This is a genomic window from Methylocystis sp. JR02 (assembly GCF_030063565.1).
Taxonomy (GTDB): domain Bacteria; phylum Pseudomonadota; class Alphaproteobacteria; order Rhizobiales; family Beijerinckiaceae; genus Methylocystis; species Methylocystis iwaonis.
Window position 1 is genome coordinate 224,963 of the sequence record NZ_JASIRC010000002.1, and the last position, 15,643, is coordinate 240,605.

Genomic DNA, 15,643 nt, shown 5'->3' on the forward strand with positions numbered 1-15,643 from the left:
CAGCGGCAACGCGCGCATTGTACCGGTGCTTCGGCGGGGTTGATTCCGCGAGGATCGGATGGCTCCATGCCTTATCCGAGAGGCTGGGATTCCAAAAAATTATGAGAAATATTTGCGCCTTGCTCGTCCTGCTTTTCGCTTTTGGCGTCGCGTCCGCGCGGGATTCAGAAAAATCGCTCCAAGAGTGGATCGGTGATCCGAGTCACGGAACCTTCCAGGGGACGATCCGCCTGAGCGGCAAGACGCATGGAGACTATCATCGCGGCTATCGCTGCCCGAGCTACGAAGCCGCGACCTTCGTCGTCTCTATTGTCGAGATGGCCCATCTGCACGAAAAGACGCCGAAAGCATTGCGCGCCACGCTTTTGCGCTCGCTCGCCGGACAAAGTTGCGAACCCGCGGTCGCGGGACAATACCGTCCGCTGCAGCTTGGCAACGCCTCGCAAATCGATAACGGGCCGGAGGCGGGCGAGGAATGGACCGCCCTACGGGTCCAGGCGCCGGATGGAGCGGAGATTGGACTCGTTTACGACGCAAGCATCTATGCCATCGATGACTGAAGCGCATGTAGAAAAGATCACCGCCATGACAGACGATCCCGGCGTACATTCGCACAGGCAGGCTTGGCGCCATGGGCTGGCGCTCGTCGCGATCATTATCGTCACCTCGCTCCCATTGATCTCCCTCTTCGCCGCGAGCTTTATCGCGAACGTGAACGGTTGTGCGCTCGACGAAGGCAATCCGCACCCCTGCCTCGTCCTCGGTTCGGACGTGGGACAAACCCTCTACAATATGGCGGTCGGCGGCTGGCTGACGATCTTCGCCCTGCCCATTGGCGCGGGATTGTTCCTCTTGTGGCTGCTGGTCCGCGTCGTTCACTCCTGGCGGCGATGCAAGCGGCTGTCTTTCGATCGAACCCGGCTGACACAGTGGTGAATCTCTCCGCCGCAGCCGTTCTTTTTCGCGTCGGGCGAACATTATCCCGCCCACTCATTCGTCGAGGTTACAAAATGTCAAGGAAGACGCCTTCCATGCCCGTCGGCGCCGGTTCCCTCCTCGTCGCCGTCGTCGCGCTCGCATCGCTTCCCGCTTTAGCTGCCTCTACGGGGCCATTCAGAGCAGTGGATCGCGACTCTCCGTCCAATTATTGGATCGAGGACCGTAGCTGGGGCGGCGGCGCTCGCTTCGTTTTTGATCTGAAGCAGAGCCTGGCGGCGGACGCGGCGCACCGAGATTTTCTCGCTGGAACCGAATTCGAAACCAATGTCCGGCCGCCTTCCCTGAAGTTTCTCGCGGGAGGCGGTCCTGAATTTACGTTCGGTTGCGCCGACCGGGATCCGGCAAAGAGCTACTGGCGCTTTCGAGTGGGAGTCACGCCGCCCGGATCTGGCATCACGAGCAGAGACGAGATCGCGTATGAGAAGGGCATAAAATATTACTTCGGCGCGCCGGGGACGCTTATTCTCCTGGGTGAGGCGGACAAAGAGATAAGGCGCATTCCGCTTGCGCCGAGCAACGACGCGCTCGAAACCGCCGCTCTGACGCAAGACGATGTCCAAGCCATCCTGAACGCGCCCGTGATCCGCGCCAAGACGCCGCGGATTTTTTTCGAATCCGGAACCTCGGCGCTGAAAGCGACGATCGACGGCAATGCGAAGCTTCCCTGCGCCGCGCGGCGAGCTCGCGTGTCGATCGGCATCCCCCTCTCTCTCGAAAGTCAGGATCGTAAAATGTCAGAAGCAAAGCGCGCGGCGTCGCCGTGTCGTCACGATCGCAGGGCTCGGAGTCTCGCATTGCTCCCGATCGAGGCCGCCACTCGGCGGCCGACACAGCGATGAGTCCACCTGTCACCCCGCCGTTCTCTTTTGGTCCTCGAGCGAAAGCTAACCGCTCACCCTTTCGTCTAGGTTGCGAAATGTCCAGAAAGACGCCTTCCACGCCAATCGGCGCCAGCTTTCGCCTTGCAGTCGTCGTCGCTCTTCAAATGCTCGCGTCGCTTCCCGCAATGGCCGCCTCTCCGGCGCCGCTCAGAGCCGTCGAACGCGATCCTCGGGCGAATTGGATCGAGGCCTTTGACTGGGGCGGCGGCGCTCGCTTTGTGTTCGATCTGAAACAAAGCCAGGAAGCGGGCGCGCCTTCCCTGAATTTTCTCGCCGGAGGAGCGCCTGAATTTGCCTTTGGTTGTGCCGACCAGGATCCGACCAAGAGCTACTGGCGCTTCCGCGTGGGAGCCACACCGCCCGGATCGGGCATCACGAGCAGGGACGAGATCGCCCACGAGAAAGGCATGAAATATTACTTCGGCGCGCCGGGGATGCTCGTTCTCCTGGACGAGGCGGACAAGGAAATAAAGCACACTCCGCTTACGCCGAGGAACGGCGCGCTCGAAACCGCTGCTCTGACGCAAGATGATGTCCGAGCCATCCTGAACGCATCGGCAATCCGCGCCGAGACGCCGAGGATCTATTTCGAATCCGGAACCTCGGCGCTGAAGGCGACGATCGACAGGAATGCGAAGCTTCCCTGCGCAACGCACTGAGCTCGCATATCGATCTCATCCGCTCCCTCGCTCTCAAAGGCCAGTATCATAAGATGCCAAAAGCAAAGCGCGCCGCGCGCCGCGTCGCCCGAGTGTGCGTCGCCGCTATCGCTGGCTTGCAGATTCTCGTGTCGCTCTCGGTAGCGGCCGCCCCTCGGGAAAAACTCGAGGTCATCGACTCGAGCGCTCGATCCGAATGGGTTATCGACGAACACGCATGGGGCGGCGGTGTCCGCTTGTATTTTCTCGATGCGGAACATAAGTCCGGTCCGCCCGACCTGATGCCGAATTTTGCGCTCGGCTGCGACCGCATCGACCCCGCAAAAAGCGTTTGGAGATTCCTCGTAGAACTCGCGCCGTTAGGCTCCGACGCTTCGGGCGAGGAGGAAACCGCCTATATGAAGAACAAGGCGTATTACTTCGGCGCGCCGGGGACGGTCATCCTCATCGACGAAATGGACAAGGAGTTCAAGCGCGTGCCCATTCTGGTGACAGCATCGGGGGCGTTGGAAACCGGGCGTCTGACGCGCGAAGAGGTCAAGAGCTTCACGGACGCTTCGCAGATCCGCGTCGAGACGCCGACGGTTGTCTTCGAAACGCGCGCCCTTCGGGCCGGTTCGCTCCACCTGATGCGCAAGCTTCCCTGCGCCACTCCGTGAACGCGGAAGGTCTCCCGATGTCGAATAGGTTGAAACGATTTCTCGTCGGCATCCTCTTGGCGACCTCGCCCGCTTACGCCGCGTCGTCCAGCGTGGCTGTGGACGAAAGCGGCATCGTGGTCGCCGGCGCCTGGGGGGCGCGCAAAGCCTATGCGCCTCTGGATGTTTCCCGCATCTTGCCGGGCTTCCTCGGCGCCTGGGCCCTGCGTCCGGAAATCTGCGGCGAGGCGCCGCGCCCGGCCGCGCTCCCGGACCGGACTCCCAACGGATTCGTCTGGATCGCCGCCGATCGCATCTCCACCAAATCCGGCCCGTTCGTCGTCGCCGGCGCTTATGTCCGAACGCCAGAGACGATGACGCCGCGAGACGTAGAAGCCGCTTTGGCGGAGAAACGCAAAATCGTCATTTCGTCCGAGAGGGAGCGGAACGCCGCCGAGATGCTCGTCGAACTGCGCCCGCTTCGACAAGGCGAAAGCCATTTCTATCAGCTCAGCCTCGCGGACGAGAAGAAAACGCTCGTGATGGAGGAAGCCGGTCGAGAGCGCGTCACATTGAAACTTTGCGAGTGAGAGCCCCCCATCCGCCACGCAGCTTCATGCCTTGTCGCCGCGCTTGTCGCGGCCTTCCTTCACGCCGATCGCCGCCTCCGCCGACGAAGGCGGAACTGCGCTGAAATATAGTCAGGACGACCTTCTGCACGGGAGCACGGTCGCCATCGCGTCTCAGGACATATGTGGCTTCAAGGTCGACCAGAACGCGATCAGAGCCTTCGTCGCCGCGAAAGCGCCGGACATGCCATGGGCTTTGTCGCGCAGATCAGAGGATATCAGCGGATCATGCCGCGCTTCTTCGAGCAGGAAAGAGCCCGGCACTGCGCCAAAGCGCGTCTCTTGGCGGAAGCGGCCGGCTGGATCAGATAGCGGCATCCGCCTGATGACGGTGTTCTTATCGACGGCCAGTCCAGCGAAACGCCAGCACTGCGGCCGTTTCCTTCGGAGGCGCATCTTCCTCGCCGCTCGAGGCGTAACTTATGGGGACCTCGATATCGAAGGGTGGATCGGGCGTTGCCCCGGGAGAAAGAGCGATGGGAATACGGTAGGTCTGCCGCCCGTCGGCGTCGAGCTTGACGTCCCAACCCTTCGAAGCGCTCGTGGCGCCGCCTCCCGGAACGCAGCGCTTCGCCACGAACCTGCGAGTTTTGGCGTCGGACAGATACGCCGATCGCTCGCAGGTCCAGGGGTCGATGCGGATCAGCACCGTCTCCACCTGCGAGATCGCGCCGGAAGCGAACTCGATCTCGAGCCATTCGACTCCCTCGCTGGGGACCTCATGGACATCGACCAGTCGTGCCGTGAAATGCGGCATGCGTGCGGTATCGCGCCCGGCCGCCATAACGTCCCCCGCCGCGAGGCGCATGACGCCGACGACAAAGGGACATAGAAAAAGCTTTCGTCGCGATATCATCCCGTGTCTCCCGACAGTCTTTTTCAATTGTGGCGCTGCTTCATACGCCGCTTTATCGACAACGGAACAATCGCGAGACCGGCGATGCATCGGGCCGCATCGTCCGCCATTCGAGAACGGCGCCATCGGATGAAAGCGTAAACTCCTCCGTAGAATCCCCTTCTCCTCCGCCGCCCGAATTTCGAGCGTTGATAAAAATCGTACGGCGCGAGCTCCCCTTAGGGAGGACCCCGAGAGCGATCATTTCCCCTTCCGCCTGATGCAGACCTCCGGAATCGATTGCGAGGATGGCGGTCGATTCTCCTGCGGTGCAATCATGCGCCGAATAGGCCCATTTTCCGCGATATTGCAGCGGAATCTCATGCAACGGGCGTGGCGTCTCCGCAGCTTCAATTCCCTCGCGCGGGGCCCCGTCCAAGATTCCGACAGGAATCCGCGACCGTCCGTTGCTCTTGTCGCGGTAGACGTCCACCATCCGCGACGGATTGCCGTCGACGATAGCCGTGCTCGTTTCCTTGTTCATCGTCAACGTGGCGCCTGCGTTGAAACGGTCTTGCAGGAGAATAGCGACCGCGTCGGACAAGGCCTCGCCCTTGCTGCTCACTTTGTCCGCCGGCGCGATTTGCGCGCTGTATTCGGTCAAATAGTCCAAAGCTGCTTCATCGCGGCCGCCGGGTCCGGCAAAGCCTGGCGCGGACGGCCAAAAGCAATATGAACAGGCTACAAAGCCGACCGTGGCGATTTGTCGCCATCGTCTTCGAGACATCGCCAGTCCTCGCGCAAGCCGTCCTATCCGTGGATATTCCCAGCGCCACATGCGATCAACATACACGACGTACCGGTTCGCTTTTACGCTCAACTTCGACCCGGACCGACGATAGCTTCGACAGGAAAGCAATATCTGACATGAGTGGATAATGCCCGCCTTCTCTTCAACCTTCACCCGCCTTTTGGTCGCTCTGGCGCTGCCTCAAATCCTGTCTGCCGGACCGGCATGGGGCGGCGCCGAAAATCCAATTGCCGAACTCGAACAGCATGAACTCGAACAGGCGACGCTCGCGTGCCAGTCCCGGAGTTATAAAGAGCTGTTCTGGGCAATGATCCGATCGGCAGCGGTGCGAAAAAAATACACCGCGCCTCAGATCGATTATGCAGAACGCGGCGAAAACAGCGAGATGAGGAAGAGCGCGATTCCGAAAGAGAGTTACGACAAATTTCCCATCCAGACGTTCGATTTCTATTGGAAATCGACCGTTCCGGCGAAGCACGGCGACAAAGATGAATATGTGATGATGGAGTTCAATCAGAGCCAGAGCAATCAAATTTCCGTCGACTGGACGCGCGTGCATTACCGCGGACCGTACGTGGGCGAGGAGAGTTTGGGGACGGCGTATGATCTCGACGGCAAACCTTACCGTCCGGGAAGGCGAGTCGATGGCCGATTGCTTCTTGACCCGACCAAAGATTGCTGGGAACTCGTCGCGGATATTCGTTACAGCAGGCGCTGATGGTCGCAAGCAAGGGCGAAGAGGTTGTCGCAAGCTCGTAGCGAGACTGCGGAAATCCGGTGAGCGGCGATTTTCAGGGATTATCGACCATTTTGACGCCCGAAGCAGAGCGCGAGAAATCCATCCTGGCGGCCTCTTCAGGCCGAGTTTTACCAGCATCGCTCACAGCCGATGTGCAAGAAACCGTGTGAAGGACAAATAAGGCGTTGCGCCCGGAGATGCTGAATTTCAGTCCTCGAGGTTGGCACCGTCCATCATGCGCCCCGCCTGCAAATTATCCGGTTTATGTCGTCGATTCGCATTCGGTTGCCGACAACTTGGTCAGTTGAAGGAGGAGGGAACGCTGCAGGCCGCATACTGGATACGGCAGTTCTTGGTCGCTTCCGAGCAACTGCGTTGCGCGAGCTTGCTCGCCTTCTCCATCGTGTCGGCATAAGCGATAGCGACTTCCCGATTGTCACCAGAGGCGTAGGCGGCGCACCGGTTGCGGTAGGTCAGCCGGATCTTGCATTTGCCCGCACCACCGCTTTCCTCGCACTGGCGGAGAGCCCCCGAGATCGCGGCGTTTTCGTCCGGACGTCCACGGCTCGCGCCGAAACCATTGCCGCCGAGGGCTATGGCGCCCCAGAGATTTTCCTCTGCGTCTGCCGGCGCAATTTGTGCCGTTATCCCGGTCACCAAAATGAATGCAAACAGTCTCATGCGCTTAGCTTGATTGCAAACCGATGCTTCACGCAATCGTCTTGGATGTACTGGTTCCTCATGGAGGAGGAGACTTCCGCCAGCGCATTGTCCCGTATTTCATCTGTTCTTTCGGCGCGTGGCCCAGCGGTAAGCTGGATAGCTCAAGGCCAGGAGCAGATAGACAAACATGATCTTCACCGCGCTCGATCGGCTACGGCAGGTGAGGACTCTGATGGTCGCTATGTCGCCGTAATCATGGCCGCGTGGCGTCTGATAGGGGTCAATCGTACCCGGCAGGCAATCGGCGACCGTAAAGGAAGGGTCGTTTCCATCTACCGGTTCAACGACGGTCTCTGGGTCGGTCCAGGTCCCCGGCGTCCAGCCTCTCATGTCGGAACGCAGGAATAGGATGCCTATAACCAGCACAAAGCCGATAACAGAGAGTCCGATCCAAGTTCTCATGACGTAGCCCCCACGCTCCGGGATCATTCGACGCCAAAGATGACGGGATCTGCGCGGTCACGAGCGCCGGCCGCGCCTTCCTCAGATGATGGGGATGACGATGTAATTATTGGCTGGATCGGGGCGTGACCCTCAGAAGCTTTCGGCCGGCTTTTAGATGCGAGGCCGCCGAGTTATCACCATTCCTTCGGAGTTCCGTTAACCAGCTCCGCAACGATCTCGATGGGGCATTCGATTCCGTTCAATCTAGCGATCTTGAGGTAATTGGCCTGCTGTTGGGCGCTCTCGCAGGTCGACCGAGGAATGTTCCGCCCTTTGTCCGGCTCGTTGGTAATCTGATAGGTATGCTCTCCCGACGGCCACCGATAGACGGTGACATAGGCGAGCGTCGTAGCGGAACTACCATCGCCTCTGTGGGGGCATTCGGATTCATGCCCTGGCATCACTCTCGCCAGACATTCCCTTGCCGCGGCGGTGAAGGCGTCGTCGCTTGTCGGTTGGTTAACCACGGCGACATAGGCATCCTTGCTGTTCTTTCCGGCTTCCTTGCCCTTCCGGTTGGTAAAAGTCACGACCATTCCCCATCCCGGAATGAGATTCTCAGGCCATGGCGCAGGGGGGATCACCAATCCGCGCCCGTCGCCAGAGCGGTAATCGCTGTCCGGTTGCGCATCAGCCGCGCACATCGGCACGGAACCGACCCCTTGTCCTCCCTGTCTCGATCCGACCATCCTCTCGCCCGGGCTAGGTCCTGCCGGGCAGGGATAGACCTGGGACTGCGCGGGGCGAGGCGTCAGTTCGAGCCATGTCGCGCCAAGCAGTAATGATGTGCGGCATGCAAATCGCAACACACTGCTTACCAGTCTCGCCAAGATGGTCTCCTCTGTTCGTCGCCGTGCAGCAAACGCTTACCAAGAGCCCGATCTTTCCTGTACCATCGAATGCGTACCGGTGCGTCGGAGCGGCTCGAATCCACGCCGTAGGAAATCGAACGGCGATGAGCCAAGACCGACCAGGCCATCGGCGTGGCGATCCTGCCAATGCCCGGTACGCGCTCCTCTACGAGGGCGCGGGCCTTCATGATATCGCCGGCCTCGTCGACATGGCTTACCCAGACGAGCTTGTTCAACAGTCGTATCAGCCGGCGCCGGGCCGCGGGTCAGCAGTGACAACAAGAACCGACAGTTCGGTCATTCCGTCCTCCACGGCATATCGAGCGTTGCCCGATAGATGCCCGGTGCGGCAAGACCGGCCGAAAATCGCCCGTCATCCTGAAACCGCGTTCGAAGGCGGTCGGCGACATTCTTCAGCCCGAGCCCCATGCCGGCGGGCTTTGGCCCAACCGTTTCCATCGGCATGTCGTTCTCGACGATCACGCGAAGCCGGTCGGTGTCACGACGGGCGGAAAGCGAAATACTGACCTTGCCCGACATCGCGCCAACGCCATGCTTGATTGCGTTTTCAATCAGAGGCTGGAGGATCAGACTGGGCACTAGCGCGTGACGCACATCATCCGGCATATCGATATGGAAGGTCATCCGATCCGAGAAACGCTCATGCTCTATCTCCAGATACTCCTCCTGCAACCTCAGTTCCTCGGACAATCGGACATCGTGGAACGGGTCCAGCGTCAGCGTTGTGCGCAGGAACGTCGATAGCGACAGCACCATCCGCTCGGCGCGTGTCGCGGAGCCTTCTTCAATCAGTCCCCCGATCGAGTTGAGCGTATTGAAGAGGAAATGCGGGTTTACCTGATAGCGCAGCGCCCTCATTTGCGCGGAAAGGGCGTCTTCCCGAACCACAGCTAATCGGCGCTCGCGATCCCTGACATCGAAGCTGTACAGAAGCGTCAGAAACACGCTGGACCAGCCAAAGAACGCTGCCCAGCAGATGAACAAGTCGTTAATATTATTGGAAATGGAAAAATCCAAATTGTCCTCAGTGAAGAGAATCCGGCATAATTCGCGAGTGAGGAAAAAATCTGTGATAGAAACGAGCGCAGATATCAAGAAGCATGCGATGATGTTATAAATCATCGTTGCTCCGCGAAAATGCCAGACTGCAATCGACATGATTGAAAATGACAGAACTCCGGACGCAAGAACGACAATTCCGGAGTGCCCAACGAAGCCTTCAGAACCATTTTTGTTCTGTTCCGATCCCGAAAAATGCAGATACGCCATATAATAACGCCGTCAGGAACAGGTATGTTATTCCCAGCTTGAACGCTTCCCCAAAGAGGGATTTTCGGGTTGGCATTCCTTCTTCCATCTTAATGGTCCCTGCTTCCACCAGGTTGGTAAAGATGCCCAGCGGATTGATTTGTCATCAGCCAGCGTAGAACTGGTACATCGTCGCATTTGATCGTCCTTGGCAACACGTTCACAAAAGATGGCCGATGGTCAATGGACAGGCGAAAATCCCATGAACTGGCGGGGGTTGGCCACATTGGGCTCGCTTATTGTCGCCATGCTGATTTTCTCTCAGCACGACCTGAGGGGGTGGCCACCGCCAACTATCGAAATCTGACTTCCCTCGTAGAGCCGACCCGGCCTGACGCCGGCAGCTTCACCGTCGAGGAATGTCTGCCGGGCGCGATCAATCCCTGGAACAGCCCCCCTCGGACGGATATTGCGGGAACGCGACCGTCACCGCGCTGTCGCGCCGCAGCCGATCGCGCGCCGTCACGCTTCGCTGGCATATCTTGCCGTTGTCTCACTAGCATTCGTGGTGATGCGCTGTGCGCGAAGCGCCAACCATAGTAGTAACTGCTTGCTGTTAGGTGGCGCCGTAACGCGGTGTCTAATTTTATTACCCCGGACCTCATCCCGCGAAACGCGATGATCAATCGGTGTGCCGTCAGATCTTTCCGAACAGCAGGACTCCCAGAACGATCATAAATCCCGCCACGTCGATCGCCATGAGCGAATTCGACGCTGTCGAAATCAAGTCCGGCTCGAAGAGCGACAGGATGGTCGCGACGATTGTTGGCGTCATGACTCGGCGCTCAGCCTCTCTGGATCGCGGCTTGCCTCGCGGCGATGCGCGCGCCGGCCTGGTAGGCGCCTTCGTCAATCAGCCCAATGAGACTGTCAACGGACTGATCCCATGACGGCGCGACGACGATCTTTCGTTCAGCAGTCTGGCTGCAAAGCTCCATTATCTTCTCCGCGAGCGCGCGTGGATCGAGCAGCGGCACGAAGTCGACATGGCCGCCGCCAATTTCGCGAAACACCGGTAGATCGGAGGCGATGACGGGCAGGCCGTGCCGGTTGGCTTCGACGAGGGGCAGGCCGAAGCCTTCGATGACCGAAGGGAAGACGAGCGCGTGGGCGTGGCGATAGCAGAATCGCAGATCCGTGTCGCTCGCCCGGTCGAGCCAGTACAGACGTCGACCGAACTCCGGGTGTCGCGTGATGTCGTGAGCGAGCGCGTCGCTCTGCCAGCCGGGTCGGCCGACGATGAGATATCGGACGTCGACCCCCATGCGCCACAGTTGCTCGAAAGCGTCCAGCGCGATCGGGTAGGCCTTCCGCGGCTCGAGCGTTCCGACGCTAAGGAAACAGGGTGTCGTCTCCGCAAAAATGGCTTGCGCCATCGCGGAAACGGGCTGCCGATCCTCGTCTTCGAAATCGGCGCCGAGACGCCACCAGCCGACAGGAAGATCGGGGCGCCCGAAAGGGGCGCGTTTTTCGATGTACTCGATGAAATCCGAAGCAGCGCTACGCGAGACGCAGACGACGCCGTCGCTTTCCATCACGATCGCGTCGAACCATTCCCGAAACTCCGCGTGCATGCGCGGCGAAACAGCCAGCGGATGCGTGAGCGGGATGAGATCGTGCACGACGGTGACGAGGCTTCCACCTACCGCCCGCAGGCTGTGGATGATCGTCTCGTATTCCCCGGTCAGGCCCCAGCAGGCGTCGAGCAATAGGAGTCGGTCCCCCGGCGCGAACGACAGCGGGCTCGGCCAGTCCGGACTATCGTACCACGAGAGAAGCTTGCCGCTTTCGATGATCACAGGCATCGCAAAACCGCTTCTCGGGGCGCGCCGCGCGACCTCGCGCACGACGCGTTGAATGCCCGTCTGCCCTCCAAAGCGATGTGTCGGCGTCACGTCGATGAATAGCCGCCCTGCGGCGGATCGGGAGCAGCCGTGCGCCGGGGAATCGGCAGGAAGGTGCGGGCGAGACTGGCAAGTGCGGACGCGCGAGCCGTCGTGAAGATGGCCGAGGCCGAGCGCGCGCGTCACGGTCCAGTAGAGTTCCCGCGCGCGGAAGTAGAGGGTCGCAGTGACCGGATCGAGAGCGTTCATGGCGCGGTCGCATATGAGATGTTGGTTCTCGGCCTGGATCCAGGCCGAAAGCCATGCATCGATGCGCCGATTGCCGTCGCATGGCGAGGATCCCGAAGAACCCCCATCTGCGCGATCCTCGTCGAAAAATGCGGTGTGGATGTAGTCAACCATTATCGACTCCGTCTCTCTTCGCCTGGGGCTCAGCGCAGCGAGCAGAACGCAACCGAGGTCGTCGTCACCGGCGCATCGCACGATTGTTGGATTGAAGGGCGCGGCTGGGCGCTGATCCGGGGGCTCGACGACGCGAAAGCACTCGCGCCGATTGTGACGACCACACCGAGACGCCTCAGCATATCGGGTGCGGCATACGCCTTTCGGCGCGGGGGGGCCGACAGGGGCAGGAGCGTGAGGGACATCTCGAAACTCCGAAGTGGGAAAACATCACACGCCCGCACTATGCGTGTAAAAATTTCCCACGTCAAGGAGTCGTGGGATTGTGTCCCACTTTGACTCGGGTTACCAAGGTTCATGACCGAAAGCCGCGACGACGCGCTCCCAGACGCGCAGAAGCTTCAGCAGCCGATCGCGCGCCTGCTGCGCCCGCTCGTGCGGCTGTTCATCCGCTGCGGCACGACTTTTCCAGCGCTCTGCGACCTGCTGCGGGAGCTTTACGTCAATGTCGCCGTCCATGATTTCGCCTTGCCGGACAAGGAGCAGACCGACAGCCGCATCAGCCTCTTGACGGGAATCCACCGCAAGGAGGTCCGGCGCCTGCGTGAAGCGGGGGCTCCGGTCCGCATGACGCCGGCCTCGCTGTCCCGCACGACCCAGATCGTCGCTCTGTGGCTGGCCGACCGCCGCTTCACGGACAGGAACGGCGCGCCGGCGCCGCTGCGGCGCGCGGGCTCCGGGCCCACCTTCGAGTCGCTGGTCGAGGAGGTCACCAAGGATCTTCGCCCGCGAGCCGTGCTCGACGAGTGGCTTGATCGCAAGATCGTAGTTCTCGACGCCAAGGGCCGCGTGGTCCTCACCGAGGCGGCGATCGCGCCGAACCGCGGCGACGACCGACAGCTCCATTACTTCGGCCGCAATCTGCACGACCATATCGCCGCGGCTGTAGAGAACGTGACCTCGAACCCGGCGCCCTTCCTCGAGCGCGCTGTCCATTACGAGGGCCTGTCCGAGGATGTGGCGCGCCAGCTCGAGGCGCTGTCCCGCAAAGTGGCGATGGAGGCGTTGCTCGCGGCCAACCGCGAGGCGCAGACGCTTCACCGGGGCGACGCCGGCGGCGAGTGGCGCTGGAACTTCGGCGTCTATGTCTACCGCGAACGGGAGCCGCGCGGCGACGGCGCGCCGGAAAACCAGCCGGGAGAGCCGTCGTGACAGGATTTCTACGGCTCGACCGGCGCCGGCTGATCGCTTCTCTCTTCGCCTGTCTCGCCAACGGCGCGGCGCCCGGGCGCGCCGGAGAGAAGCCGAAGGACAACGGCCTCGGGGGCACCGGCTACATTTCCGTGCTTCCCGACCCCGACAATGGATTGGGGGGCACCGGCGTCGTCGGCACGATCCGCGGCTTCGGCAGCATTCTCGTCAACGGGCTGAAGATTTCCTACGCGCCCACGGCGGAGGTGACGATAGATGGACAGCCGGTCGATGTTTCGCGCATGCGCGTCGGCCATGTCGTGTCGCTCGTCGCGCAGCGCGATGAAGCGGGCTTTACGACGACGCGCATCCGCATCCTGCACGAGGTGGTGGGGTCGATCGAATCGATCTCCGGTCGCAGCCTGCGCATCCTGGGGCAGAAGGTCGAACTCGGGCGTGGCGTCGCCGCCGGCGGACTGGCTGTCGGACAGCATGTCGCAGTCAGCGGACTGCGCCTGCCGGATCAGACGATCGTCGCAAGCCTTGTCGAGCCCGTCGATGCCGAGGTAGCGCAAATCGTTGGCACGGTGACGCGTGACGCGGACGGACGGCTGGCGATCGGGGCGCAACCGCTCGCCGGCGCGGCGCGGTCGCTGGCTGGACAACGGGTCGCGCTGCGCGGCGCAGTCGCCGCCGGAGCCTTCGAGGTTTCCCATGTCGCGCCTGACGAGTGGCTGCCGCGCGGCGTGCGACAGGCGCTCGTCGAAACCTATGTCGAACGGGACGGCGATATGGTCGCCGCCGCCGCCGGGCCGCTGCTGACGGCGCGGCGCGACCCCTCCTTCTATGGCGTCATCCGCGCCGTGATCGGCGTCGCCATGGACCGGAACGGCGGATGGTCCATCGAGACCTTCCGCGCCTCGGAAAGCCTCGGCGAGAAGGGTTCAGGTAAGGATTTCCGCCAGCGGATGAAAAGCGTCGAGGAAACCGCGCCGGCGCCCGCGGGCGACGGTGGCGGGTCGCGGTCCGGCGCTGAGGCCCCACCCAATTTTGGAAATGTGCCCTCTGGCGGCTTTGGAGATCCGTTCCCGTTCGGAGCCGGCGGAGCGCCTCCTGGCGGCTTCCCGGGGCCTGGAATGCCTGGTCCCGGCGGCCGTCCGAGGCGCTGAGCGCGCGCAGCCAGACAACATTCCGCGAATTGCGACGAAATCCCCGCGCGGGCTATTGACGTGTGAAATTTACCCACGCATAGTTCGTGGGTAAATTTCACACGAAGCAGCGGCGCTCTGTCGACGCCTCTTCGAAGTGACGGCCGACCCGGCCAGCCGGGTCGGAACGAACGGCCGCGCGAGTGAGCGGTCGCCCGGTCGGCCGGCTTCTTGCCCTCTCGAGCCGCCGATCCGTGCCCGGCGGGCATCCCCTGCCGGGCCACTGCCGTCCAGTGGCGGCAGGGGCCAACTGAAAACCGAAAGCAGGATTTTACGGAAATGAAAAAACCCACGCTCTCCATCCTCGCCCTGATCGGGCTCCTCGAACCGGCGCGGGCCGCCGATCTTCCTTCGCGCAAGCCCGTTTACACGCCGCCGCCCCCGCCGGCCGCTCTGTGGAACGGGCTTTACCTCGGCTTGAACCTCGGCGGCGGATGGCCGGAACGCGGCGCGGGCGGCGTCGTCGGCGGCGCGCAGATCGGTTACAATTATCAGTTGACGCCACTGTTCGTGGTCGGTCTCGAAACCGATTTTCAGGGAACCAGCCTTTCCCTCTCCGGCCGACGTCCGGCTCTGTTCGACCCGACTGCATTCGCTGCCGGCGCTGCGCCCCTTGTCCCATTTCCGGGAGCGCAAGGCGCACGTTCTGTTCCCTGGTTCGGCACTTTGCGGGCGCGCGTCGGGGTTCTGGCGCTTAGTCCGACCTTGCTGCTCTATGGCACGGGCGGCTTCGCCTATGCGGGCGCCGGCGGCGGCGTCGCGACGGGCTGGACAGTGGGCGGCGGCGCCGAATGGACCTTTGCACGCAATTGGTCGGCGAAGGCTGAGTATCTCTTCAACGACGTCTCGGGCGGCGCTGCGGGCGGCCCCGGCGGCAAGCGGGACATCAGCTTTCACGTCGTTCGAGCCGGCGTCAATTACCGCTTCGACGCCAGTGATCTCCTCAGCTTCACAAAATTCTGACCTGACTATGGCGTGACCGGAGGGTTGATTAGGTGGCCGCCACGCCGAAGGCGTGGTGGCCACGATTGATGTCGAGCTGGGCATTCACGGTTTCAAAGCTCCACAATCTTCATCCCGAAGTCCACGTTCTCTAGCCGTCGCGCCGGCCTCATGGGCCCATAGCTCCTTGAGATTGCAGACGACGCGCGTCGCCCCGCCCCGGTAGTCGAAGGCGTCGTGGGTGTGGCCGTGGATCCAGAGCGTCGGTTGACGCGCTTCGATGACGTCCGAGAGGTGGCTCACGAAGCAAGGCGCCAACGGGTCGTTCGAGAAGAGCGCCGCCACCGAATCCGGATGCGGGGCGTGGTGGGTCACGACCACAGTCGGACGCTCGGCGAGAACGCACCCGATCCGGAAGCCCCCGGTCGGCCTCACCCGTTCGCTTCCCGCCCCAGGCTGCACGGTGTGGCAGGGAGGGGCTTTCACCCTCCGGAGTGGTCGGTAGTTGAGCATCTAAC

At 61.8% G+C, this 15,643-nt stretch carries 21 protein-coding genes; 10 read left to right on the forward strand and 11 right to left on the reverse strand.

Features of this window, described 5'->3' with window-relative positions:
- The first annotated feature begins 101 nt into the window (after window positions 1–101).
- The 6 genes from QNA11_RS19425 (at window position 102) to QNA11_RS19450 (ending at window position 3,767) form a co-directional block, all read left to right on the forward strand.
- On the forward strand, window positions 102–560 hold the full coding sequence (locus tag QNA11_RS19425) for a hypothetical protein (protein ID WP_283484413.1): 459 nt from the start codon (window positions 102–104) through the stop codon (window positions 558–560).
- A 25-nt stretch (window positions 561–585) separates the two neighbouring features.
- On the forward strand, window positions 586–936 hold the full coding sequence (locus QNA11_RS19430) for a hypothetical protein (RefSeq protein WP_283484414.1): 351 nt from the start codon (window positions 586–588) through the stop codon (window positions 934–936).
- A gap of 95 nt (window positions 937–1,031) precedes the next feature.
- Window positions 1,032–1,838 (forward strand): hypothetical protein, encoded by an 807-nt coding sequence (locus tag QNA11_RS19435; protein ID WP_283484415.1) that lies wholly within the window; start codon window positions 1,032–1,034, stop codon window positions 1,836–1,838.
- 260 nt (window positions 1,839–2,098) lie between these two features.
- Window positions 2,099–2,539, forward strand: a complete 441-nt coding sequence (locus QNA11_RS19440) for a hypothetical protein (RefSeq protein ID WP_283484416.1) — start codon at window positions 2,099–2,101, stop codon at window positions 2,537–2,539.
- Between the two features lie 53 nt (window positions 2,540–2,592).
- A complete protein-coding gene (locus QNA11_RS19445) occupies window positions 2,593–3,198 on the forward strand; it encodes a hypothetical protein (protein ID WP_283484417.1) in 606 nt (201 codons plus the stop codon).
- Between the two features lie 17 nt (window positions 3,199–3,215).
- Window positions 3,216–3,767 (forward strand): hypothetical protein, encoded by a 552-nt coding sequence (locus QNA11_RS19450; RefSeq protein ID WP_283484418.1) that lies wholly within the window; start codon window positions 3,216–3,218, stop codon window positions 3,765–3,767.
- A gap of 153 nt (window positions 3,768–3,920) precedes the next feature.
- On the opposite strand, the gene QNA11_RS19455 is transcribed toward QNA11_RS19450, so the two are convergent.
- From QNA11_RS19455 to QNA11_RS19465, 3 genes are all read right to left on the reverse strand, one after another.
- Window positions 3,921–4,124 carry a hypothetical protein gene (locus QNA11_RS19455; RefSeq protein WP_283484419.1) on the reverse strand — a complete coding sequence of 68 codons (204 nt, stop codon included), beginning with the start codon at window positions 4,122–4,124 and terminating at the stop codon, window positions 3,921–3,923.
- 19 nt (window positions 4,125–4,143) lie between these two features.
- Window positions 4,144–4,590, reverse strand: a complete 447-nt coding sequence (locus tag QNA11_RS19460) for a hypothetical protein (protein WP_283484420.1) — start codon at window positions 4,588–4,590, stop codon at window positions 4,144–4,146.
- 124 nt (window positions 4,591–4,714) lie between these two features.
- Window positions 4,715–5,521, reverse strand: coding sequence for a hypothetical protein (locus QNA11_RS19465; RefSeq protein WP_283484421.1), 807 nt, complete (start codon window positions 5,519–5,521; stop codon window positions 4,715–4,717).
- A gap of 58 nt (window positions 5,522–5,579) precedes the next feature.
- On the opposite strand from QNA11_RS19465, the gene QNA11_RS19470 reads away from it, so the two are divergent.
- Window positions 5,580–6,170, forward strand: coding sequence for a hypothetical protein (locus QNA11_RS19470; protein WP_283484422.1), 591 nt, complete (start codon window positions 5,580–5,582; stop codon window positions 6,168–6,170).
- Window positions 6,171–6,491: 321 nt separating this feature from the next.
- Here QNA11_RS19470 and QNA11_RS19475 read toward each other — a convergent pair whose 3' ends face one another.
- The 7 genes from QNA11_RS19475 to QNA11_RS19505 all read right to left on the reverse strand — a co-directional run bounded on the left by QNA11_RS19475 (window position 6,492) and on the right by QNA11_RS19505 (window position 11,784).
- Window positions 6,492–6,908, reverse strand: coding sequence for a DUF4189 domain-containing protein (locus tag QNA11_RS19475; protein ID WP_283484423.1), 417 nt, complete (start codon window positions 6,906–6,908; stop codon window positions 6,492–6,494).
- Window positions 6,909–6,971: 63 nt separating this feature from the next.
- Window positions 6,972–7,244 (reverse strand): hypothetical protein, encoded by a 273-nt coding sequence (locus tag QNA11_RS19480; RefSeq protein ID WP_283484424.1) that lies wholly within the window; start codon window positions 7,242–7,244, stop codon window positions 6,972–6,974.
- A 248-nt stretch (window positions 7,245–7,492) separates the two neighbouring features.
- Window positions 7,493–7,894 carry a hypothetical protein gene (locus tag QNA11_RS19485; RefSeq protein ID WP_283484425.1) on the reverse strand — a complete coding sequence of 134 codons (402 nt, stop codon included), beginning with the start codon at window positions 7,892–7,894 and terminating at the stop codon, window positions 7,493–7,495.
- A gap of 278 nt (window positions 7,895–8,172) precedes the next feature.
- Entirely contained in the window at window positions 8,173–8,445 is a 273-nt protein-coding gene (locus tag QNA11_RS19490; protein ID WP_283484426.1) for a hypothetical protein, read from the reverse strand.
- Window positions 8,446–8,506: 61 nt separating this feature from the next.
- A complete protein-coding gene (locus QNA11_RS19495; RefSeq protein ID WP_283484427.1) occupies window positions 8,507–9,499 on the reverse strand; it encodes a sensor histidine kinase in 993 nt (330 codons plus the stop codon).
- A 676-nt stretch (window positions 9,500–10,175) separates the two neighbouring features.
- On the reverse strand, window positions 10,176–10,313 hold the full coding sequence (locus QNA11_RS19500) for a hypothetical protein (protein WP_283484428.1): 138 nt from the start codon (window positions 10,311–10,313) through the stop codon (window positions 10,176–10,178).
- Between the two features lie 10 nt (window positions 10,314–10,323).
- Complete coding sequence (locus tag QNA11_RS19505; RefSeq protein WP_283484430.1) at window positions 10,324–11,784, reverse strand: glycosyltransferase family 4 protein; 1,461 nt, start codon at window positions 11,782–11,784, stop codon at window positions 10,324–10,326.
- Between the two features lie 357 nt (window positions 11,785–12,141).
- On the opposite strand from QNA11_RS19505, the gene QNA11_RS19510 reads away from it, so the two are divergent.
- The 3 genes from QNA11_RS19510 to QNA11_RS19520 all read left to right on the forward strand — a co-directional run bounded on the left by QNA11_RS19510 (window position 12,142) and on the right by QNA11_RS19520 (window position 15,146).
- Entirely contained in the window at window positions 12,142–12,996 is an 855-nt protein-coding gene (locus tag QNA11_RS19510) for a DUF6502 family protein (RefSeq protein WP_202073264.1), read from the forward strand.
- Entirely contained in the window at window positions 12,993–14,144 is a 1,152-nt protein-coding gene (locus QNA11_RS19515) for a DUF5666 domain-containing protein (RefSeq protein ID WP_283484431.1), read from the forward strand. Before QNA11_RS19510 ends, QNA11_RS19515 begins: the two co-directional genes overlap by 4 nt.
- Window positions 14,145–14,462: 318 nt before the next feature.
- A complete protein-coding gene (locus QNA11_RS19520) occupies window positions 14,463–15,146 on the forward strand; it encodes an outer membrane protein (protein ID WP_283484432.1) in 684 nt (227 codons plus the stop codon).
- 84 nt (window positions 15,147–15,230) lie between these two features.
- Here QNA11_RS19520 and QNA11_RS19525 read toward each other — a convergent pair whose 3' ends face one another.
- Window positions 15,231–15,560 carry a metallophosphoesterase family protein gene (locus QNA11_RS19525; protein ID WP_283484433.1) on the reverse strand — a complete coding sequence of 110 codons (330 nt, stop codon included), beginning with the start codon at window positions 15,558–15,560 and terminating at the stop codon, window positions 15,231–15,233.
- Window positions 15,561–15,643: the final 83 nt, after the last annotated feature.